Source organism: Pseudooceanicola nanhaiensis, assembly GCF_020171315.1.
Classification (GTDB): domain Bacteria; phylum Pseudomonadota; class Alphaproteobacteria; order Rhodobacterales; family Rhodobacteraceae; genus Pseudooceanicola; species Pseudooceanicola nanhaiensis_A.
The window spans coordinates 1-16,314 of the sequence record NZ_JAIUZP010000001.1 but is presented as its reverse complement, the minus strand read 5'-3'; the positions used below and the strand labels follow the sequence as shown (position 1 = coordinate 16,314).

Genomic DNA, 16,314 nt, shown 5'->3' with positions numbered 1-16,314 from the left:
TTCAGCGGCACGCTGCCACCGTCGGCACGGGCGGCAGATAGACAGATATTCACGCTTTCCCCCCGTTGGGGATTTTGTTGCGGCGCAGCACCGTGTATCTTTCGGCTATACGCGGAAGCCGTGATGTTGTATCCGGCTGCAAATCTGCATACGAATGTACACCGAACGACGCGAGGTGGATTTCACCTGTCGTTCCCCGCCAGCAACAGTCAATCAGCAGCCGGATTCGCCGATGAGCCTCTACGCCACCTATCTCGAAGAAATCGCCGCCCGCAAAGAGCAGGGCCTGCACCCGAAACCGATCGACGATGGTGCGCTGACCGAAGAAATCATCGCGCAGATCAAAGATCCGGCGAACGAGCACCGCGCTGACTCGCTGCAGTTCTTCATCTACAACACCCTGCCCGGCACCACGAGCGCCGCAGGCGTGAAGGCCAAGTTCCTGAAGGAGATCATCCTCGGAACCGCTGACGTTCCCGAAATCGACCAGACCTTCGCCTTCGAGCTGCTGTCGCACATGAAGGGCGGCCCCTCGGTCGAGGTCCTTCTCGATCTCGCGCTCGGCGACGATGCCGCCATCGCGGAGCAGGCCGCCGCAGTGCTGAAGACGCAGGTCTTCCTCTACGAAGCCGACACCGGCCGCCTCGAAGCCGCCTATAAGGCCGGCAACAAGATCGCCGAAGAGATCCTTCAGAGCTACGCGAAAGCCGAGTTCTTCACCACGCTGCCCGACGTGAACGAAGAGATCGAAGTCGTCACCTTCATCGCCGCCGAAGGCGATATCTCGACCGACCTTCTGTCGCCCGGCAACCAGGCGCACAGCCGCGCAGACCGCGAACTGCACGGCAAGTGCATGTGCGACGAGGCGGCCCAGAAGCACATTCAGGAGCTGAAGCTTCAGCACCCGGACAAGCAGGTCATGCTGATCGCCGAAAAGGGCACCATGGGCGTTGGCTCCTCCCGCATGTCGGGCGTGAACAACGTGGCGCTCTGGACCGGCAAGCAGGCGTCGCCCTACGTGCCCTTCGTCAACTACGCCCCGGTCGTCGCGGGCACCAACGGCATCTCGCCGATCTTCGCGACCACGGTGGACGTGACCGGCGGCATCGGCCTGAACCTGAAGAACTGGGTCAAGAAGGTCGATGAGGACGGCAAGACCATCCTCGGCAACGACGGCAACCCGATCCTCGAGCAGAAATTCTCGGTCGAGACCGGGAAGGTGCTGAAGATCAACACCAAGTCCAAGAAGCTCTTCGACGAGAACGGCGAGGAACTGGCTGACCTGTCCTCCTCCTTCACGCCGCCGAAAATGGAATTCATGAAGGCCGGCGGCTCCTACGCCATCGTCTTCGGCAAGAAGCTCCAGACCACGGCTGCCGAAATCCTCGGCGTCGAAGCGCCTGTCGTCTTCGCCCCGTCGAAGGAAGTGACCGCCGACGATCAGGGCCTGACCGCCGTCGAGAAGATCTTCAACGCCAACGCTGTCGGCGTCACGCCGGGCAAGGTCCTGCATGCAGGCTCCGATGTGCGCGTGAAGGTCAACATCGTGGGCTCGCAGGACACCACCGGCCCGATGACGGCTCAGGAACTCGAAGCCATGGCAGCCACCGTGCTGTCGCCGGCCGTCGACGGTGCCTACCAGTCGGGCTGCCACACCGCATCGGTGTGGGATGCCAAGGCACAGGCCAACACGCCCAAGCTGATGGCCTTCATGAACAAGTTCGGCCTGGTGACCGGGCGCGACCCCAAGGGCGTGTACCATCCCCTGACCGACGTGATCCACAAGGTGCTGAACGACATCACCGTGGATGACTGGGCGATCATCATCGGCGGCGACAGCCACACCCGCATGTCCAAGGGCGTGGCCTTCGGCGCGGACTCGGGCACCGTTGCCCTGGCCCTCGCCACTGGCGAAGCCTCGATGCCGATCCCCGAGAGCGTGAAGGTCACCTTCAAGGGCGAAATGGGCGAGCATATGGACTTCCGCGATGTCGTCCACGCCACCCAGGCGCAGATGCTCAAGCAGCACGGTGACAACGTCTTCCAGGGCCGGATCATCGAAGTGCACATCGGCACCCTGCTGGCTGACCAGGCCTTCACCTTCACCGACTGGACGGCCGAGATGAAGGCCAAGGCCTCGATCTGCATCTCGAACGACGACACCCTGATCGAGTCGCTGGAACTGGCCAAGCACCGCATCCAGATCATGATCGACAAGGGTATGGAGCAGGACAACGGGATGCTGGCCAAGCTGATCGGCATCGCGGACAAGCGCATCGCCGAGATCCGCTCGGGCGAGAAGCCTGCCCTGAAGCCGGACGCCAACGCCAAGTACTTCGCAGAGGTGGTCGTCGATCTGGACGCCATCGACGAGCCCATGATTGCAGACCCGGACGTGAACAACGCCGACGTCTCCAAGCGCTACACCCACGACACGATCCGGCCGATCTCCTACTACATGGCCGAGAAGAAGGTCGACCTGGGCTTCGTCGGCTCCTGCATGGTGCACAAGGGCGACATCAAGATCGTGGCCCAGATGCTCAAGAACCTCGAAGAAAAAACCGGCCACGTCGAGTTCAAGGCACCGCTGGTCGTGGCTGCGCCGACCTACAACATCGTCGACGAGCTGAAAGAAGAGGGCGACTGGGAAATCCTGCAGAAGTACTCGGGCTTCGAGTTCGACGACGTCAACCTGAAGACCAAGGCCCGGACCGAGTACGAGAACATCCTCTACCTCGAGCGTCCCGGCTGTAACCTCTGCATGGGCAACCAGGAGAAGGCCGAGAAGGGTGACACCGTGCTCGCCACCTCGACCCGCCTGTTCCAGGGCCGCGTCGTGGCGGACTCGGAGACCAAGAAGGGTGAATCGCTGCTGGCCTCGACCCCGGTCGTGGTGCTGTCGGCCATCCTCGGCCGCACGCCGACGCTGACCGAGTACAAGGACGCGGTGAAGGGCATCAACCTCACCAAGTTCGCACCTCCGAAGCAGACCCCGCTGGACTCGCTGTCCGTGCACTTCTGATCCGGGGCGCGACACTCCGACACAAAGACGGCCCGCCAATCGGCGGGCCGTTTCTCGTTCTGGCAGGGCGTTGGGAAGGTCTGACGGTGGCGATGCGGGCACGCGCCGGGACGGTCGGCTCCTGCCCCCTTCTACCCCCTTCGGCCCTAGATCAGCGTGATGTCGTCCAGCAGCCCTGCGTTGGAGACCAGCCCCTCGAAGGTCACGGAATTGCCGCCCCCGAAATCGAGCACCAGCGCACCGCCAACGACCTGCGTCAGCGCTTCGAGGCCCGCCTGGTCCAGCGGACCCGTCCAGAGCGCCGCCGTAAAGCTCAACTCATCCGTCCCGGCCACGTAGTCCGTGATCGTATCGGCCCCGATCGCCGCCACGTCGAAGACGAACCGATCCGCCCCAAGCGCTCCGGTCAGCCTGTCGGCCCCGCCGCGGGCCACGATGGTGTCGTCGCCAGTGCCGCCAAAGACGGTATCCGCGCCGTAGATGCCGGTCTGCCCGTCGTCGAGGAACAGGTCATTGCCGTCGCCGAGGTAGCACCAGTCGCGCCCGAGGTCCCCGTAGACGGTATCATCGCCCGTCCCGGCGTCGATCCAGTCATCCTGCGCATTGCCGCGCAGCAGATCGTTGCCCACACCGCCATAGATCGTGTCGGCGTGGGTGCCGCCGAAAAGGCGGTCATCGCCGCCCGCGCCGAAGAGCCGGTCGGCCCCTTCCCCGCCATAGACCGTGTCCTGCCCGAAGGCATCGGCCTGCGCATCGTCGATGAAGACGTCGTCGCCCGCCTCCAGCAGCACGTAATCCCGCCCCAGATCGCCATAGACGGTATCGTTGCCCGTCCCGCCTTCGATCCGGTCGTCCTGCGCATTGCCGCGCAGCAGGTCGTTGCCATCCCCGCCGATCAGGGTGTCTGCCCCCGTCCCGCCATAGAAAGCATCATTGCCCCCGGCGCCCAGGAGGCGATCCGCGCCGTCGCCGCCATAGACGGTGTCATGGGCAAAATCGTCGTTCTGCGGATCGTCGATGAAGAGGTCGTCGCCCGCCTCCAGCAGAACGTAGTCCCGGCCAAGATCGCCATAGACGGTATCGTTGCCCGCCCCGCCCTCGATCCGGTCGTCCTGCGCATTCCCGCGCAGCAGGTCGTCCCCGTCCCCGCCCAGCAGCGTGTCGGCCCCCGTGCCGCCATAGAAACGGTCGTTCCCGCCACTGCCGCGCATCGTGTCGTTGCCGGCGTCGCCATAGACGGTGTCGTCGCCATAGAGCACCTGAACGTGATCCTCGAAGAGGTCATTCCCCGCGCCGAGATAGACGAGGTCCCGCCCGTTGCCCCCCCACACGCGGTCATTGCCGTCAGAGGCGACGAGCGTATCGTCCTGATCCCCGCCGTACATCGTGTCGTCGCCAACCCCGCCCTGCAGCAGGTCCCGCCCGGCGAGGCCGCTGAGCACGTCATTGCCCGCATTGCCCGTCAGGACGTTGGCCGCGTCGTTTCCCGTCAGCCAGTCCGCCCCGGAGGACCCGGTCGCATTCTCGATCACCACGCCGTTGGCGATGGTGTATCCGCCGCGGATGCCCATGGCGTAGGACACGTATCCGCCGCCGCCCGGGGCCCCTTCGAGCGTCGCGGCGCGCAGGTCGATGGTCACGCCCCGCGTGCCGCCATAGGCCAGCGTGTCTGTCCCGCCCGCATCCCAGATACATTGGAAGAACGTCCCCACCGCATTTGCATCGGGCAGCCAGTAGACGTCATTGCCCGTGGCCCAGCTCTGGTTGGCCCCGTACTTCTGCTGGAGCACGGCAATATCCAGCGCCATCGGCCCGGCCTCGTAGCCGAAGTCGTTCACGTAGATATAGGTTCCATCGAAATACTCGGTCCCGTAGGGCCCGGCGGGCCAACCCTCGTTGTAGCCCATGACGGTGTAGATGCCCTGGTTCAGGTCGCCGACACCATAGGACCCGATAGGCGCATCCACGCCTTCCAGAACGGTGGATGTCCCGCCATCGTCATGGGCATGGGCCAGCCCCAGCCCGTGGCACAGCTCCTCCAGCAGCACCGCGAACATGTAGCCCCCGCGCGCCAGCAGCGGGTTGCCGCTGTCCGCGTCATACCAGCCGAGGTAATCCGGATCGAAGCCCATGAAGCCCGCGTAGGGCTCGCCCGGGGGCATCATGAAGGCGATCAGGTTGTAGGCGTCGAGATCGAAGGTTCCCATCCGGAACTCGGCCGAGACCTGCGAGGTCGTCTCGCGGAAGGTCAGGTTGGTGACCTTTTCGATCTGCGCCATCGCCGTGAGAAACTGCTGCTTCTGATAGGCGGTGAAGCCATGTGACGGCCCGAAATCCGTCACCCCGTCGATGTAGCCCCCTTCGGGTGCGAAGTAGATGTCGATGACAGTCTCCGGCCAGGACGTGCCCCAGTCGATGGCCGTCAGCGGATCGGAGGAGACGATGGCCTGCGCCACCGCGGCGGTCTCCCCCCCCGTGGATGCGGCGTAGGACGATCCGACGACCGGCGTCGGATGCGAGGGGGTATCGGTGCCAAGGGTGAAGCGCCGCTCCTGCGTTTCGGCACCGCTGTAGATCAGGTCGGGTTCGGCGCGCCATGCGACGGTCTCGTCCCTCGCAGTGCCCGGTATGGTCCCGGATGTATCGGACATGTTCCAGCCTCCCCACTGGCCACAGAGGCCATCAAGCATACGCCGCGCCCGGGAAAGCGAATTGACGGGGATCAATGTCCAGTACCTTCAAGGCCCGCACGGCAAGACGGGCATCGACCCGACGGGCGATGCGACCTATACCGGGCCGTGACATGCCGGTCTGCCTGCTGCGGTGACCGAACCGGGACGTGGTGCGCCACGCCCCTTCCCGGACAGGGCATCGCCCGAAGGACACCGCCCCGCGCCGACCGGACGCCAGCACTGCCCCGTCCACCTCCCCGTCCCTCCTTTTCCGCCCCGAGGCCCTGATGAGCACCATTGACGACCTGACCGCCGAGGCGCTCGTCGCCCTTGTCCGCGACGTGGCAGCGGAGGCGATCCTGCCCCGCTTCCGGAACCTGCAGGCAAGCGAGATCGAAGCCAAGACCAGCCCGACGGACCTTGTCACCGTGGCCGACCGCGAGGCGGAGGTCCTGCTGACCGAGGGCGTGCGCCGCATCCTGCCCGGCTGCGCCGTGGTGGGCGAAGAGGCGGTGGAAGACGACCCGAGCCTCGTCGCCCAGATCGCCGGGGCCGAGACCTGCGTGATTCTCGATCCGGTTGACGGCACCAGCAACTTTGCCCGTGGCCTTGCGGTCTTTGGCATGATCCTCGCCGTCACCCACAGGGGCGAGACGGTCTTCGGCCTGCTCTATGACCCGGTCTGCGACGACTGGATCATGGCCCATCGCGGCGGCGGCGCGTGGTTCGTGGCGGGCGACACCCGCAAGCGGCTCACCACCCGGGCGCCGCGGCCGCTGGCCCAGATCGAGGGCCTTGTCCCCCTCAGCCAGGCCGCGCCCGCCGACCGTGCGGCCAGCATCGCCCCCTTCGGTGTGATCCGGCAGGTCCAGTCGCTGCGCTGCTCCTGCCACGAGTACCGGCTGCTGGCCGCGGGCCAGACGGATTTCGTCACCGCCGTCACGATCAAGCCATGGGATCACGCCGCGGGCCAGCTGATCCTGGCTGAGGCAGGGGGCACCTCCCTCTTCGAAGACGGCACGCCCTACACCCCGACACGTCATACGGGGCGGCTGATCTCGTCCTCCTCGGTCGAGGTGCTCTCAGCGATCCGCGATCTGGGTCCCTTCGGCTGACAGCCTGCCCCCGCGAGGCCCGCGCCCTTGCCCGGTGATCCGGCGATGGTCTTCAGCTGCCCCTTTTTCCGGGTTTGCAGATGGCTTCGAACGCCCGGCGCGTGTCGGGGGCATCGAAACGGGCAAAGCGCGCCTCTACCTGCGCGCGTGCCTCACCCTGCCGCAGGCCCAGCACCGTCATCAGCGCCCCAAGGCTGATCGCAATCTTGACTGCATCCGGTGTCCTCGCGTCCAGTGTCTTCGACTGCGCTTCGAGGGCGCGCAGCTGCACCGCGCAATCGTTGAACACGCCCAAGGTGTCCTGAAGTTTCTTGAGCCGCTTCAGCAGCTTGCGGAGGGCCTTCTCCTCGAAAAGCGGGGCAAAGAACTCGATCGTGTAGCGCAGTTTCTTGCAGTGGATGCGCAGCGCGTGAACCGCCTCGTCGGGGGAATTCGCCTGGATCGCGTCCGCGTCGCGCAGGACCTTGCGGTAGCGTTTCCAGATCAGTGGCCGCGCATAGTCGATGGCGCGGCGCTCCGCCTTCGACCCAGGCACGAGGGCGCCCGGCCCCTCCAGAAGCGCCACGCAGGCCTGCATCGCGTGCCGGTAGGCGGGGCTCTGCAGCCATGCCGCCAGTTCCGCCTGCGCCGCCGCCCGCTCCTGCGCGAGGCGTTCGAAGAGCAGGCAGAGCCCCTGACGCCGCTCGGGGGCGACAAGGGCCACATAGGTCTCCCGTTGGATCAGGTAGACATCGAGGTCCCGCAGCGCGCCCGTGGGTGCCATCAGCGCCCCGAGCCGCCGCTCCAGTTCCGCCTTGGTCCCGGCCTCGAAGACGCCGCCAAAGAGCGACACGACGGAGCGGGCGCGCCTTAACGCGACGCGGTAGTCGTGCAGGAACTCGGTGTCATGGTCCGCGATGATGCCCGCTTCGTTCCGTGCCGCCACGCCGAGTTGCGCCCGCAGGAACCGCGTGACCGCATCCATCACCCGGTCCTCCGGCACCACCTCCGCCACCGCGCCCGCCACCTCTGCCGGGGTAAGCCCCCGCAGCGCGGCGCTTGCGGCAAAGGGGCTGAGCGCGACAAGTCCCTCGCTGGCTCCGACCGCTTTCAGAACCCGGCCCAAAGCCGCCTCGTGACCGCGCAGCGCATCAACCCGCAGGATCGACAGCGGCGGGCGGCCCGGGCAGTGCAGGACCCAAAGCTCGCCGCGCGCCCCGGTCTCCTCCCGCGCGCCGAACAGGTCGAAACGGTGGTAGAAGAATTTGCCCTCGGCCACCGCGATCAGGGCGCGGAGCGGTGATACACCCCCCGCCAGCCATGACGTGACCGGCCCTGCGGGCCTGTCCTCCACCCGCCCGGCGGGGCATGCCGCCTGAGTGATCCGCTCGGTCCGGCCCAGCACCTCTGCACCGGTTTCACTGCACAACAGGAGGCCCCCCTTGGCCGCCACAGCGCCGTCGAACGTGTCGAGCAGCACAAAGCGCCCCGGCACGGCCACGCCGGGCCGCAGACGCCAGCGCCTGCCCGCGTCGAGCGCCTCAAGAACGGCGGTGCCGTCCCCCTGAAGGAAGAGCGTCTGTGTCTCAGCCTTCGCCATGGCCCGGCTCTCGTCGACGTGGCACGATTTCCCGCCTTTCGCTGGTCGCGGGTGGACAGACCCCCGCGGGCATCTCCTGTCCCATTGTAGCATGTCCTGCGGATGGAGCCGAACCGTCACCACGGGGCCGCAGGGTCAAAGGGGATGATGGCGGCCCGTGGAAAAGCCGGGATCGATTTGCCCGCGATCGGACACGCCGATAGATACCCATCTCGAATTCTTGAGATCTCGTGCTGCACAGTCTGAGGGGAGAGCCCAGTAAGTTCTCTGCGATATCCCGGCTGTGGCTTGAAAGTCGTCTGACGTCTCTCCTGTTCAACTGACGGAAACGCTCAGATCCGCAAAGAGGCGTGGCGAAGAAGCTGATCGAACAGGCTGACAATTTCGAGGTGCTGCCGCGCCTCAACATCAACGGTGCGCTCGGCGTCGGAGAGAACATGGCCGACGTCGGTGGCATCACGCTCGCCTACGAAGCGCTGAAGGTCTACCTTGAGGAGCACCCGGAGGAAAATGTCGAGATCGACGGCATGTCCCCAGCCGAGCGCTGCTTTGTCGGCTGGGCGCAGTTCTGGGCGTCGAAGCAGACCGACCAGTTCCTGCACACGATCGTCACCAACGATGGCCATGCCCCGGACTACTACCGGTCCGTCGCGGCGCTCCAGCATGTGTAGGCATTCTACGAGACCTAAGGGATTGTCGAAGGCGACCCGATGGGCTGCCACCGGAGAAGCGCGCAAGAGCGTGGTAGGGTCGTGTCATTGGTAGGTGCTTCTGGCGAAGCTCAAAAGCCGGGGGAAAGTCGCATGCGACACCGTGGAGCTAGTCTTCTTTCGGCACGCGCATCGGGAGGTGCCGATCAGGCCCAATCCGTGACCGTCGATGAACTCCGAGATCGGCTGCGCATTGCAGCATATTGAGCGGCCCAAGGTCCGCAGTTCGTACAGAGCCGATCGTTGGACCGCGACAGAGACGACTTGGCTCAGACGTTCTGCCAGTAATCGTCCATGATGAGCGTTGCGACCTGGCGTGCGCTGTTCACCAGGGCTGTCGCGACCTCACGGCGCTGCTCCGATCCCATCAGATCCGCATGGAAGGACAGCGAATAGCCGATCTGCTGCCTGGACAGAGGGCTGATGACTGCCACCCCGATGCCATGGGCGCCCTGCACGGATGTCTTGGTCGCTTCGGCCCAGCCCTGGGCGCGTATCTCGGCGATCTCGGCCAGGAAGACCTTCATGTTGGCCGGGCGCGACTTGGGGTACTTGGTGAAGAAGCCCATGATCTCGGTATCCGAGCGGCGCGACAGCAGCGCCTTGCCGAAGGACAGGTAGGTCACGGGATAGCGCCGCCCGACCTCGATCCGGTAGCGAACGGCATCTGTGCCCAGATGCTTTCGCATGGCCACGATCTCACCGTCGTCTAACAGGCCGATGTAGCCAGTACAGCCCGTTTGTTTCACAAGGTCGCGCACGATGCGATCCACGACCTCGATCAGGTCGAACCGCATCTGATAGATCGCGCCCAGCTGGAACAGCATGTAGCCGGGGCCGTATTCCCGCTCGCCATCACCGCGCTGTAGCAGCCCCAGCTCGGCCATTTCCTTCATCAGGCGCGAGACGGAGCTTTTGGGCAGGGCCAGTTTCTCACTGACATAGGACACCGACAGGTCCGTCTGTTCGGTCGTGAAACAGGCTAGGATGGCCGAGGCCTTGGACAGGGAGGACATGTCGAGTTCCGTATTTAGCAACTGGGTTTCATTTTTGTTGACGCCTGTGAGACCTCAGGACGACAAGCCGGGTCAAGTGCTAATCACAACCGGACCCGTTTCATGTCGACCGAAACCCTCGTGGTGCCCGCCAGCAAGCGGCTGCTGTTCCCCGCGTCAGACTTCCAGGCCCGCGCCGCCGCCGTTCAGGCCGGGCTGCGCCAGCAAGGCGTCGACCTTGCCATCTACGACGAGATCGAGGCTGTGCAGTGGCTGACCGGTTTCCCGGGGGCGATGAACATCTACCGCTGCCTGCTGCTGCCCGCGACGGGCGCGCCGATCTTCCTGATCCGCGCGCTGGATTGCGCGCCCTTCACGGATGTCAGCTGGATCGACGATGTGGTCACCTTCAACGACTGGGACAGTCCGGCAGAGGTCATCGCGCAGACGATCCGGGGCCGCGGCATGGACCATGGCACGATCGGGATCGACAAGGCGTCCTACGGCATGCCGGTCGGGTTCCTGGAAACCCTGCAAGGTCTGCTGCCCGGTACGGCGTTCGCGGATGTCGGCGCCATCGTGACCGACCGCCGGATGATCAAGTCGCCGGCCGAACTGGACCTGCTGCGCCGGTCCGCCGACCTGACGGACACCGCTATGATTGCCGCCATCGCGGCGGCCAAAGAGGGCGCGGTGCTGCGCGACGTGGTCAAGGCGGCGTACCGCGCCTACCTTGACGGCGGGGCCGATCCGGCGCCCGTCGGGCCGATCACCGTGGGCAAGGGCGTGGATTTCCTGCACGGACACCTGCGCCCCGAACCGCTGAAAGCGGGCGAGATCTGCCATATCGAGCTGCTGCCCAAGATCGCCGGCTACAGTTCCCGCATGATGCGCCCCGTCGCCATCGGCGGCGCGACCGAACGCCAGCAGCGCGTGGCCGACCGGCTGATCGCCCTGCAGGACGCGCAGTTCGCGGCGATGAAGCCGGGCGCCATGGCGCGCGACGTCGACGCCGTGGTGCGTGACGCGCTGGTGGCCGAGGGTCTGCGCGAGGATTTCACCGGCATCTCCGGCTACACCGTCGGTTTCAACGGGCCGGCCACGCCGCGCACGTCGGATTTTAACCGCGTCTTCCACCCGAAAGCGGACTGGGTGCTGGCGCCGGGCATGACCTTCCACATGTACCTTGTCGCTGACGGCATCGCCTTCAGCGAAACCATCCTCGCCACCCAGACGGGGCACGAGCGGCTGACGAAACTTGACCGTCGGCTTTTCGAAAGCCAAGAGGTCGCCGCCTGACGGCGCGCCCATAGACCAACAGAGGAAAGACACATGACGACTTCGTTCAAGACCCTTCCCCGGCGTCGCTTCCTGGCGTTGACCGGCACCGCAGCACTTGCCGCGCCCTTCCTGAACACCCGTGCGCGCGCGGCCAGCAACGAGGTGATCGTGCGTAACCCCGGCGGCGTCTACGAAGAGACGATGCGCCGCGCCGTCTATGATCCCTTCACCGAGGCGACCGGCATCGAGGTGATCTCGGTCCCCGCGACCTTTGCCAAGCTGATGGCGATGTACAAATCCGGCAACCTTGAGCTGGACGTGATCGACACCTCGGATGGTTCGCTGCTGAAGCTGGAACGCGAAGGCGCGCTGGAAAAGATCGACTACGACAGCTGGACCTTCACCGATCCCTCCGAAGTGCGCGAGGACCTCGTGCGTGGCTACATGGTCGGCAACTTCATGTTCGCCACCGTGCTGGGTTACTCGACCGAAGCCTTCGGTGCCGACAACCACCCCGCTTCCTGGGCCGATTTCTGGAACGCGGATGCCTTCCCGGGCGCGCGGATGCTGGCTGATATCGCCTCCGGCCAGCCGAACCTGGAATTCGCCCTGCTGGCCGCCGGCGTGGCCAAGGAAGACCTCTATCCGCTGGACCTCGACAAGGCCTTCGCCAAGCTGACCGAGATCAAGCCGCACATCCGCAAGTTCTGGGACAGCGGCGCGCTGTCGGCCCAGATGATGGCGGACCAAGAGGTCGTCATGGGCTCGATCTGGAACGGCCGGCTGCAGACCGCGCAGAAGGATGGCGCCCCGCTGGCGATCGAGTGGAACGAGAACATGCTGCAGGTTCAGGCCTATGGTATCTTCAAGGACACGCCGAACGCCGAGAACGCCCAGAAGCTGGTCGACTTCGCCTGTGGCGCCAAGCCGGGCGAGGTTTTCGCAACCGCGCTGAACTACGGTCCCGCCAACACCAAGGCCTATGACCTGATCGACCCCGCGCTGCTGGCCGAGATGCCCGGCAGCCCGGAACTGGCCGCCAAGGGCTTCCTGCAGGACGTGACCTATTGGGAAGACAACCGCGAGGAAATCAGCCGTCGCTGGGCGGACTGGGTGATCGAATGAACCAGACGAACGCATCCGGCCGGATCGCGCTGACCGGCGTCGGCAAGATCTACGGCGCTCAGAAGGTGGTGCGGGACGTCAACGTGACGATCGAGGAGGGGGAGTTCTTCTCCCTCCTCGGGCCCTCCGGTTCCGGCAAGACCACGACCCTGATGATGATCGCAGGCTTTGCCGAAACGGACGAAGGCCACATCCGGCTGGGGGATCAGGACATTTCCGCCGTGCCGCCCAAGGAACGCGGCTTTGGCATGGTGTTCCAGAACTATGCACTCTTCCCGCACATGAGCGTGGCTGACAACGTCGCCTTCCCGCTGAAGGTGCGCAAGCTCTCGGCGGCCGAGCGGCGCGAGAGGGTGCAATGGGCGCTTGAGACGGTCAAGCTGACCGATTTCGCGGACCGTTCGCCCAAGCAGCTGTCTGGCGGCCAGCAGCAGCGCGTCGCGCTGGCGCGTGCCATCGTCTACCAGCCCCGCGTGATCCTGATGGATGAGCCATTGGGCGCGCTGGACAAGAACCTGCGTTTCCACATGCAGACCGAGATCAAGGACATCCAGCGCCGCCTGGGCATGACGGTCATCTACGTGACCCATGACCAGGAAGAGGCGATGAACATGTCCGACCGGATCGCCATCATGCGCGATGGGCAGATCGCCCAGCTGGGCACCCCCGCCGAGGTCTATCAGCACCCCGACAGCGCCTTTGTCGGCAAGTTCCTGGGCGAAGCGAACCTGCTGCCCGTCACCGCGACCTCGGCCACCGCCGCGCTGCGTGACGGTGCGACCTTCGCCTGCCGCGATGCGGGCTCCGGCGTCACCTCGGAGCCGGCGCTGCTGTTCGTGCGGCCCGAAAAGCTGCGCCTTGCCGCCACGCCCACGGGGCTGGAAAACGACGTCGCGGGCCGGGTCACGCGCGTGTCCTACCTGGGCAGCGTGATCCGCTATGGCCTCGACGTGCTGGGGCAGGAGATGACGGCAGATGCCCAGAACCTGACCGGAACCCCGGCCTTTGCCGAGGGCGACAGCCTGCGCGTCGGCTGGGCGGCGCAGGACTGCCGCCTGCTGGCCCCGGAAGGGGATGGCGCATGATCACCCACCGCCAGATGACCGGCCTGCTGCTGCCCATGCTGGCGCTGCTGAGCCTGGTCTTTGTCGCACCGTTGCTGTGGTTCTTCTTCATGTCGCTGGGCGAACTGTTCCAGCGCGGCCTCGGCGGCGGGCTCGCCTATGCGATGAAGGCGATCACCTCCAAGGCCGTCGTGCAGTCGCTGATCACCACGGTGCGCATCTCGGTCGTCGTGACGCTTCTGTCGCTCGTGCTGGCCTATCCGATCGCCAATTACCTGACGCGGGCGGGCAAGCTGGCCTTCAACCTGGTGATCCTGGCGGTGATCGTGCCTTACTTCACCTCCGTCATCGTGCGGACCTATGCCTGGATGGTGCTGCTGGGGTCGAACGGGATCATCAATCAGACGCTGCAGTCGCTGGGGATCACCGCCAACCCGCTTGAGTTGCTCTATAACGAGCGCGGCATCCTGATCGGCATGACCTATGTGCTGCTGCCCTACATGGTGCTGACGCTTTACGCGGCGATGAAGACCATCGACCCGCGCCTGATGCAGGCAGCCGAGGGGATGGGCGCCAGCCGTCTCTACAGCTTTGTCCATGTCTACTTTCCGCTGTCGCTGCCCGGCGTCGTATCGGGCGGGCTGATCGTCTTCATCCTGTCGCTGGGCTATTTCATCACGCCTGCGCTGATGGGCGGGCCGGGCGACGTCATGATCGCCATGAAGATCCAGCACGAGGTCGAGATCATGCTGAACTGGCCGCTGGCCGCCGTGCTGTCGCTTGCGCTGCTGGCGGTGACGCTGTTGCTGTTCGGGCTCTACATCAAGCTGGGCGGCCTGAAACACCTGGTGGGGAGTGACCTGAAATGACCCGCGCGCCCCTCTCCCTGCGCCTGGTCGTGACCATCGGCGCGCTACTGCTGATCGCCCCCATCCTGATCATCGTCATCGTGTCCTTCGGCGGCGACGGATACCTGAAGTTCCCGCCCGAAAGCCTGTCACTGCAATGGTACGACAAGTTCTTCGGCTCCAGCCGCTGGTGGTCGTCGCTGTGGTCCTCGACCGTGATCGCGCTGATGGCCAGCGCCATTTCCACCGTGATCGGCTTCCTTGGCGCCTATGTGCTGGTGCGCTCGCAGTCGCGCTGGCGGCTGTGGCTGCTGGCGCTGGCGCTGACGCCGATGATCGTGCCGCAGGTGATCACCGCGATCGCGATGTTCTACTCCGCATCGCAGGCGGGGCTGGTCGGCAGCCTGCTGTGGGTCGCGATCTGTCACAGCGTCATCGGCCTGCCCATCGTGCTGCTGATCCTGCTGGCGACATTGCAGAACATCGACGTGACGCTGGAACGGGCGGCGGCGGGCATGGGCTATTCCCAGGCGCGGATCTTTGCCACCGTGGTGGTGCCGCTGGCGTTGCCCGGCGTGATCTCGGCCGCGCTCTTCTCGTTCCTGGCCTCGTTTGACGAGCTGATCATCGCGCTGTTCCTGACCGGCGTGCGGACCCAGACGCTGCCGGTCCGCATCTGGAACTCGCTGCTGCTGGAGGTCGAACCGACCATCGCCGCCGTCTCGACCTTCCTGGTGGCGATCACGGTCGTGATCCTGATGGCGGAATGGGCGATCCGCAGGGTGGGTGGCAGGCAGTGACCTGCCAGAGCGGGGGGTTTGGAAGAGAGAACTGGTACTGCGCCAGGCGTTCGGTGCGCTTGGGGGGCCCAGATGTGGCTACTCGCATTGGGGCCCCTCAGGAAAATCTGAGATCGATTTTTCCATGGTCGAGTACCCGGACTCATCCGCAACCCAAGATTTTCCGATCGCTTACTCCGAGGTCTGAGGGGAGCGCTCGAATGTAACCCTACCGTGCTCAACCTGCGGATCGAAGCCTACCTGACTACTCACCTGGTCAACTGAAGCAATCTCCCATGTCGAAGATGAGACGTGGCCGAATAGCGACCAAAGGCGCCTCCAATTGTCTTGATAGTCGTTTGCGGCAAACCTGCGCGAGAAAACTGAAGCAAGCCATTTAAATGGCTATGAATTGCGAATTGCCGGAGGAGGTGTCCGGCTCCCTTTTTTTACAACCAACTGATATCCCTCACTTTACCTGACACACCAAGCGCACTACACCACATTTCATACCACTTCCAGGGTCAGGACTTCGATAACGGGTCCCCGCCCGTCAAGCGATATTGGTCAAGAGATCCAAGCCCGCTTGCGGATTGCTTTTTTGATGTCACTTGGATTACGTCGTCGCGGCTCCTGTTCAAGGTCCTTCGGGAAAGTGCTTCGGTCCGAGGTCAACCTACGGGCTGCCGACATGATGCTGTTTCGATGCAGACCATGTCGCAAATGGGCGGAGAGCGGAAGTTCGGCGCACGCGCGAAAGCGCCCCAGACCCACTGCGGAAGCGGACATTCCGCTAGGCTCACAATCCGGAACTGGAGTCTTCAACATCGGGCGGGGAGCTGCCGTTCGCTGCGGTCGCAAACGCACCCCTGCCGCGCCGCCGAATCGGATATTCAGGCGCGGACCAAAATCAAAGCTAGCACAATTGACACCGAAGGCGGTGACCTGCTCCCCTGAAAAGTCCGCGGTTTGAGGTTAGCCTGTTCTCCAAACGAGGAGACAGACGATGCGGAAAAGCCGTTTCAGCGAAGAGCAGATCATTGGCATCCTGAAGGAGCACCAAGCCGGGATAGGCGCCAAGGAGTTGTGCCGGAAGCACGGCGTCAGCGATGGCACGTTTTACA

General features: G+C 64.8%; 12 protein-coding genes. 9 read left to right on the top strand and 3 right to left on the bottom strand.

The window, feature by feature from the left end:
• Positions 1-232: 232 nt before the first annotated feature.
• The gene (locus tag LCM32_RS00060) at positions 233-3,022 is read left to right on the top strand and encodes a bifunctional aconitate hydratase 2/2-methylisocitrate dehydratase (protein WP_224819022.1); all 2,790 of its coding nucleotides are present in this window, start codon (positions 233-235) and stop codon (positions 3,020-3,022) included.
• Positions 3,023-3,168: 146 nt separating this feature from the next.
• Here LCM32_RS00060 and LCM32_RS00055 read toward each other — a convergent pair whose 3' ends face one another.
• A complete protein-coding gene (locus LCM32_RS00055) occupies positions 3,169-5,673 on the bottom strand; it encodes a M10 family metallopeptidase C-terminal domain-containing protein (protein ID WP_224819021.1) in 2,505 nt (834 codons plus the stop codon).
• 308 nt (positions 5,674-5,981) lie between these two features.
• On the opposite strand from LCM32_RS00055, the gene LCM32_RS00050 reads away from it, so the two are divergent.
• Positions 5,982-6,809, top strand: a complete 828-nt coding sequence (locus tag LCM32_RS00050; protein ID WP_224819020.1) for an inositol monophosphatase family protein — start codon at positions 5,982-5,984, stop codon at positions 6,807-6,809.
• Positions 6,810-6,861: 52 nt separating this feature from the next.
• Here the strand turns inward: LCM32_RS00050 and LCM32_RS00045 are convergent, their stop codons facing one another.
• A complete protein-coding gene (locus tag LCM32_RS00045; RefSeq protein WP_224819019.1) occupies positions 6,862-8,388 on the bottom strand; it encodes a CHAD domain-containing protein in 1,527 nt (508 codons plus the stop codon).
• A gap of 350 nt (positions 8,389-8,738) precedes the next feature.
• Here LCM32_RS00045 and LCM32_RS00040 point away from each other — a divergent pair, with 350 nt between their 5' ends.
• Positions 8,739-9,059, top strand: a complete 321-nt coding sequence (locus LCM32_RS00040; protein ID WP_224819018.1) for a M13-type metalloendopeptidase — start codon at positions 8,739-8,741, stop codon at positions 9,057-9,059.
• Between the two features lie 308 nt (positions 9,060-9,367).
• On the opposite strand, the gene LCM32_RS00035 is transcribed toward LCM32_RS00040, so the two are convergent.
• Positions 9,368-10,135: an IclR family transcriptional regulator gene (locus LCM32_RS00035; protein ID WP_224819017.1), complete on the bottom strand. Its 768-nt coding sequence runs from the start codon at positions 10,133-10,135 to the stop codon at positions 9,368-9,370.
• An 81-nt stretch (positions 10,136-10,216) separates the two neighbouring features.
• On the opposite strand from LCM32_RS00035, the gene LCM32_RS00030 reads away from it, so the two are divergent.
• From LCM32_RS00030 to LCM32_RS00005, 6 genes are all read left to right on the top strand, one after another.
• Positions 10,217-11,392 (top strand): M24 family metallopeptidase, encoded by a 1,176-nt coding sequence (locus tag LCM32_RS00030; RefSeq protein WP_224819016.1) that lies wholly within the window; start codon positions 10,217-10,219, stop codon positions 11,390-11,392.
• 33 nt (positions 11,393-11,425) lie between these two features.
• Positions 11,426-12,499 (top strand): ABC transporter substrate-binding protein, encoded by a 1,074-nt coding sequence (locus tag LCM32_RS00025; protein ID WP_224819015.1) that lies wholly within the window; start codon positions 11,426-11,428, stop codon positions 12,497-12,499.
• The gene (locus LCM32_RS00020) at positions 12,496-13,584 is read left to right on the top strand and encodes an ABC transporter ATP-binding protein (protein WP_224819014.1); all 1,089 of its coding nucleotides are present in this window, start codon (positions 12,496-12,498) and stop codon (positions 13,582-13,584) included. The genes LCM32_RS00025 and LCM32_RS00020 overlap by 4 nt, the downstream gene beginning before the upstream one ends.
• A complete protein-coding gene (locus tag LCM32_RS00015) occupies positions 13,581-14,432 on the top strand; it encodes an ABC transporter permease (RefSeq protein ID WP_224819013.1) in 852 nt (283 codons plus the stop codon). The genes LCM32_RS00020 and LCM32_RS00015 overlap by 4 nt, the downstream gene beginning before the upstream one ends.
• Positions 14,429-15,211: an ABC transporter permease gene (locus tag LCM32_RS00010; protein ID WP_224819012.1), complete on the top strand. Its 783-nt coding sequence runs from the start codon at positions 14,429-14,431 to the stop codon at positions 15,209-15,211. The genes LCM32_RS00015 and LCM32_RS00010 overlap by 4 nt, the downstream gene beginning before the upstream one ends.
• Before the next feature lie 985 nt (positions 15,212-16,196).
• A partial coding sequence (locus LCM32_RS00005) for a transposase (protein WP_224819857.1) occupies positions 16,197-16,314 on the top strand: 118 nt, incomplete at its 3' end.

Coding starts and splice junctions, on each gene's coding strand:
- LCM32_RS00015 (WP_224819013.1), top strand. CDS start 13,581: ATGATCACCCACCGCCAGATGACCGGCCTGCTGCTGCCCATGCTGGCG.
- LCM32_RS00060 (WP_224819022.1), top strand. CDS start 233: ATGAGCCTCTACGCCACCTATCTCGAAGAAATCGCCGCCCGCAAAGAG.
- LCM32_RS00030 (WP_224819016.1), top strand. CDS start 10,217: ATGTCGACCGAAACCCTCGTGGTGCCCGCCAGCAAGCGGCTGCTGTTC.
- LCM32_RS00010 (WP_224819012.1), top strand. CDS start 14,429: ATGACCCGCGCGCCCCTCTCCCTGCGCCTGGTCGTGACCATCGGCGCG.
- LCM32_RS00020 (WP_224819014.1), top strand. CDS start 12,496: ATGAACCAGACGAACGCATCCGGCCGGATCGCGCTGACCGGCGTCGGC.
- LCM32_RS00055 (WP_224819021.1), bottom strand. CDS start 5,673: ATGTCCGATACATCCGGGACCATACCGGGCACTGCGAGGGACGAGACC.
- LCM32_RS00045 (WP_224819019.1), bottom strand. CDS start 8,388: ATGGCGAAGGCTGAGACACAGACGCTCTTCCTTCAGGGGGACGGCACC.
- LCM32_RS00050 (WP_224819020.1), top strand. CDS start 5,982: ATGAGCACCATTGACGACCTGACCGCCGAGGCGCTCGTCGCCCTTGTC.
- LCM32_RS00025 (WP_224819015.1), top strand. CDS start 11,426: ATGACGACTTCGTTCAAGACCCTTCCCCGGCGTCGCTTCCTGGCGTTG.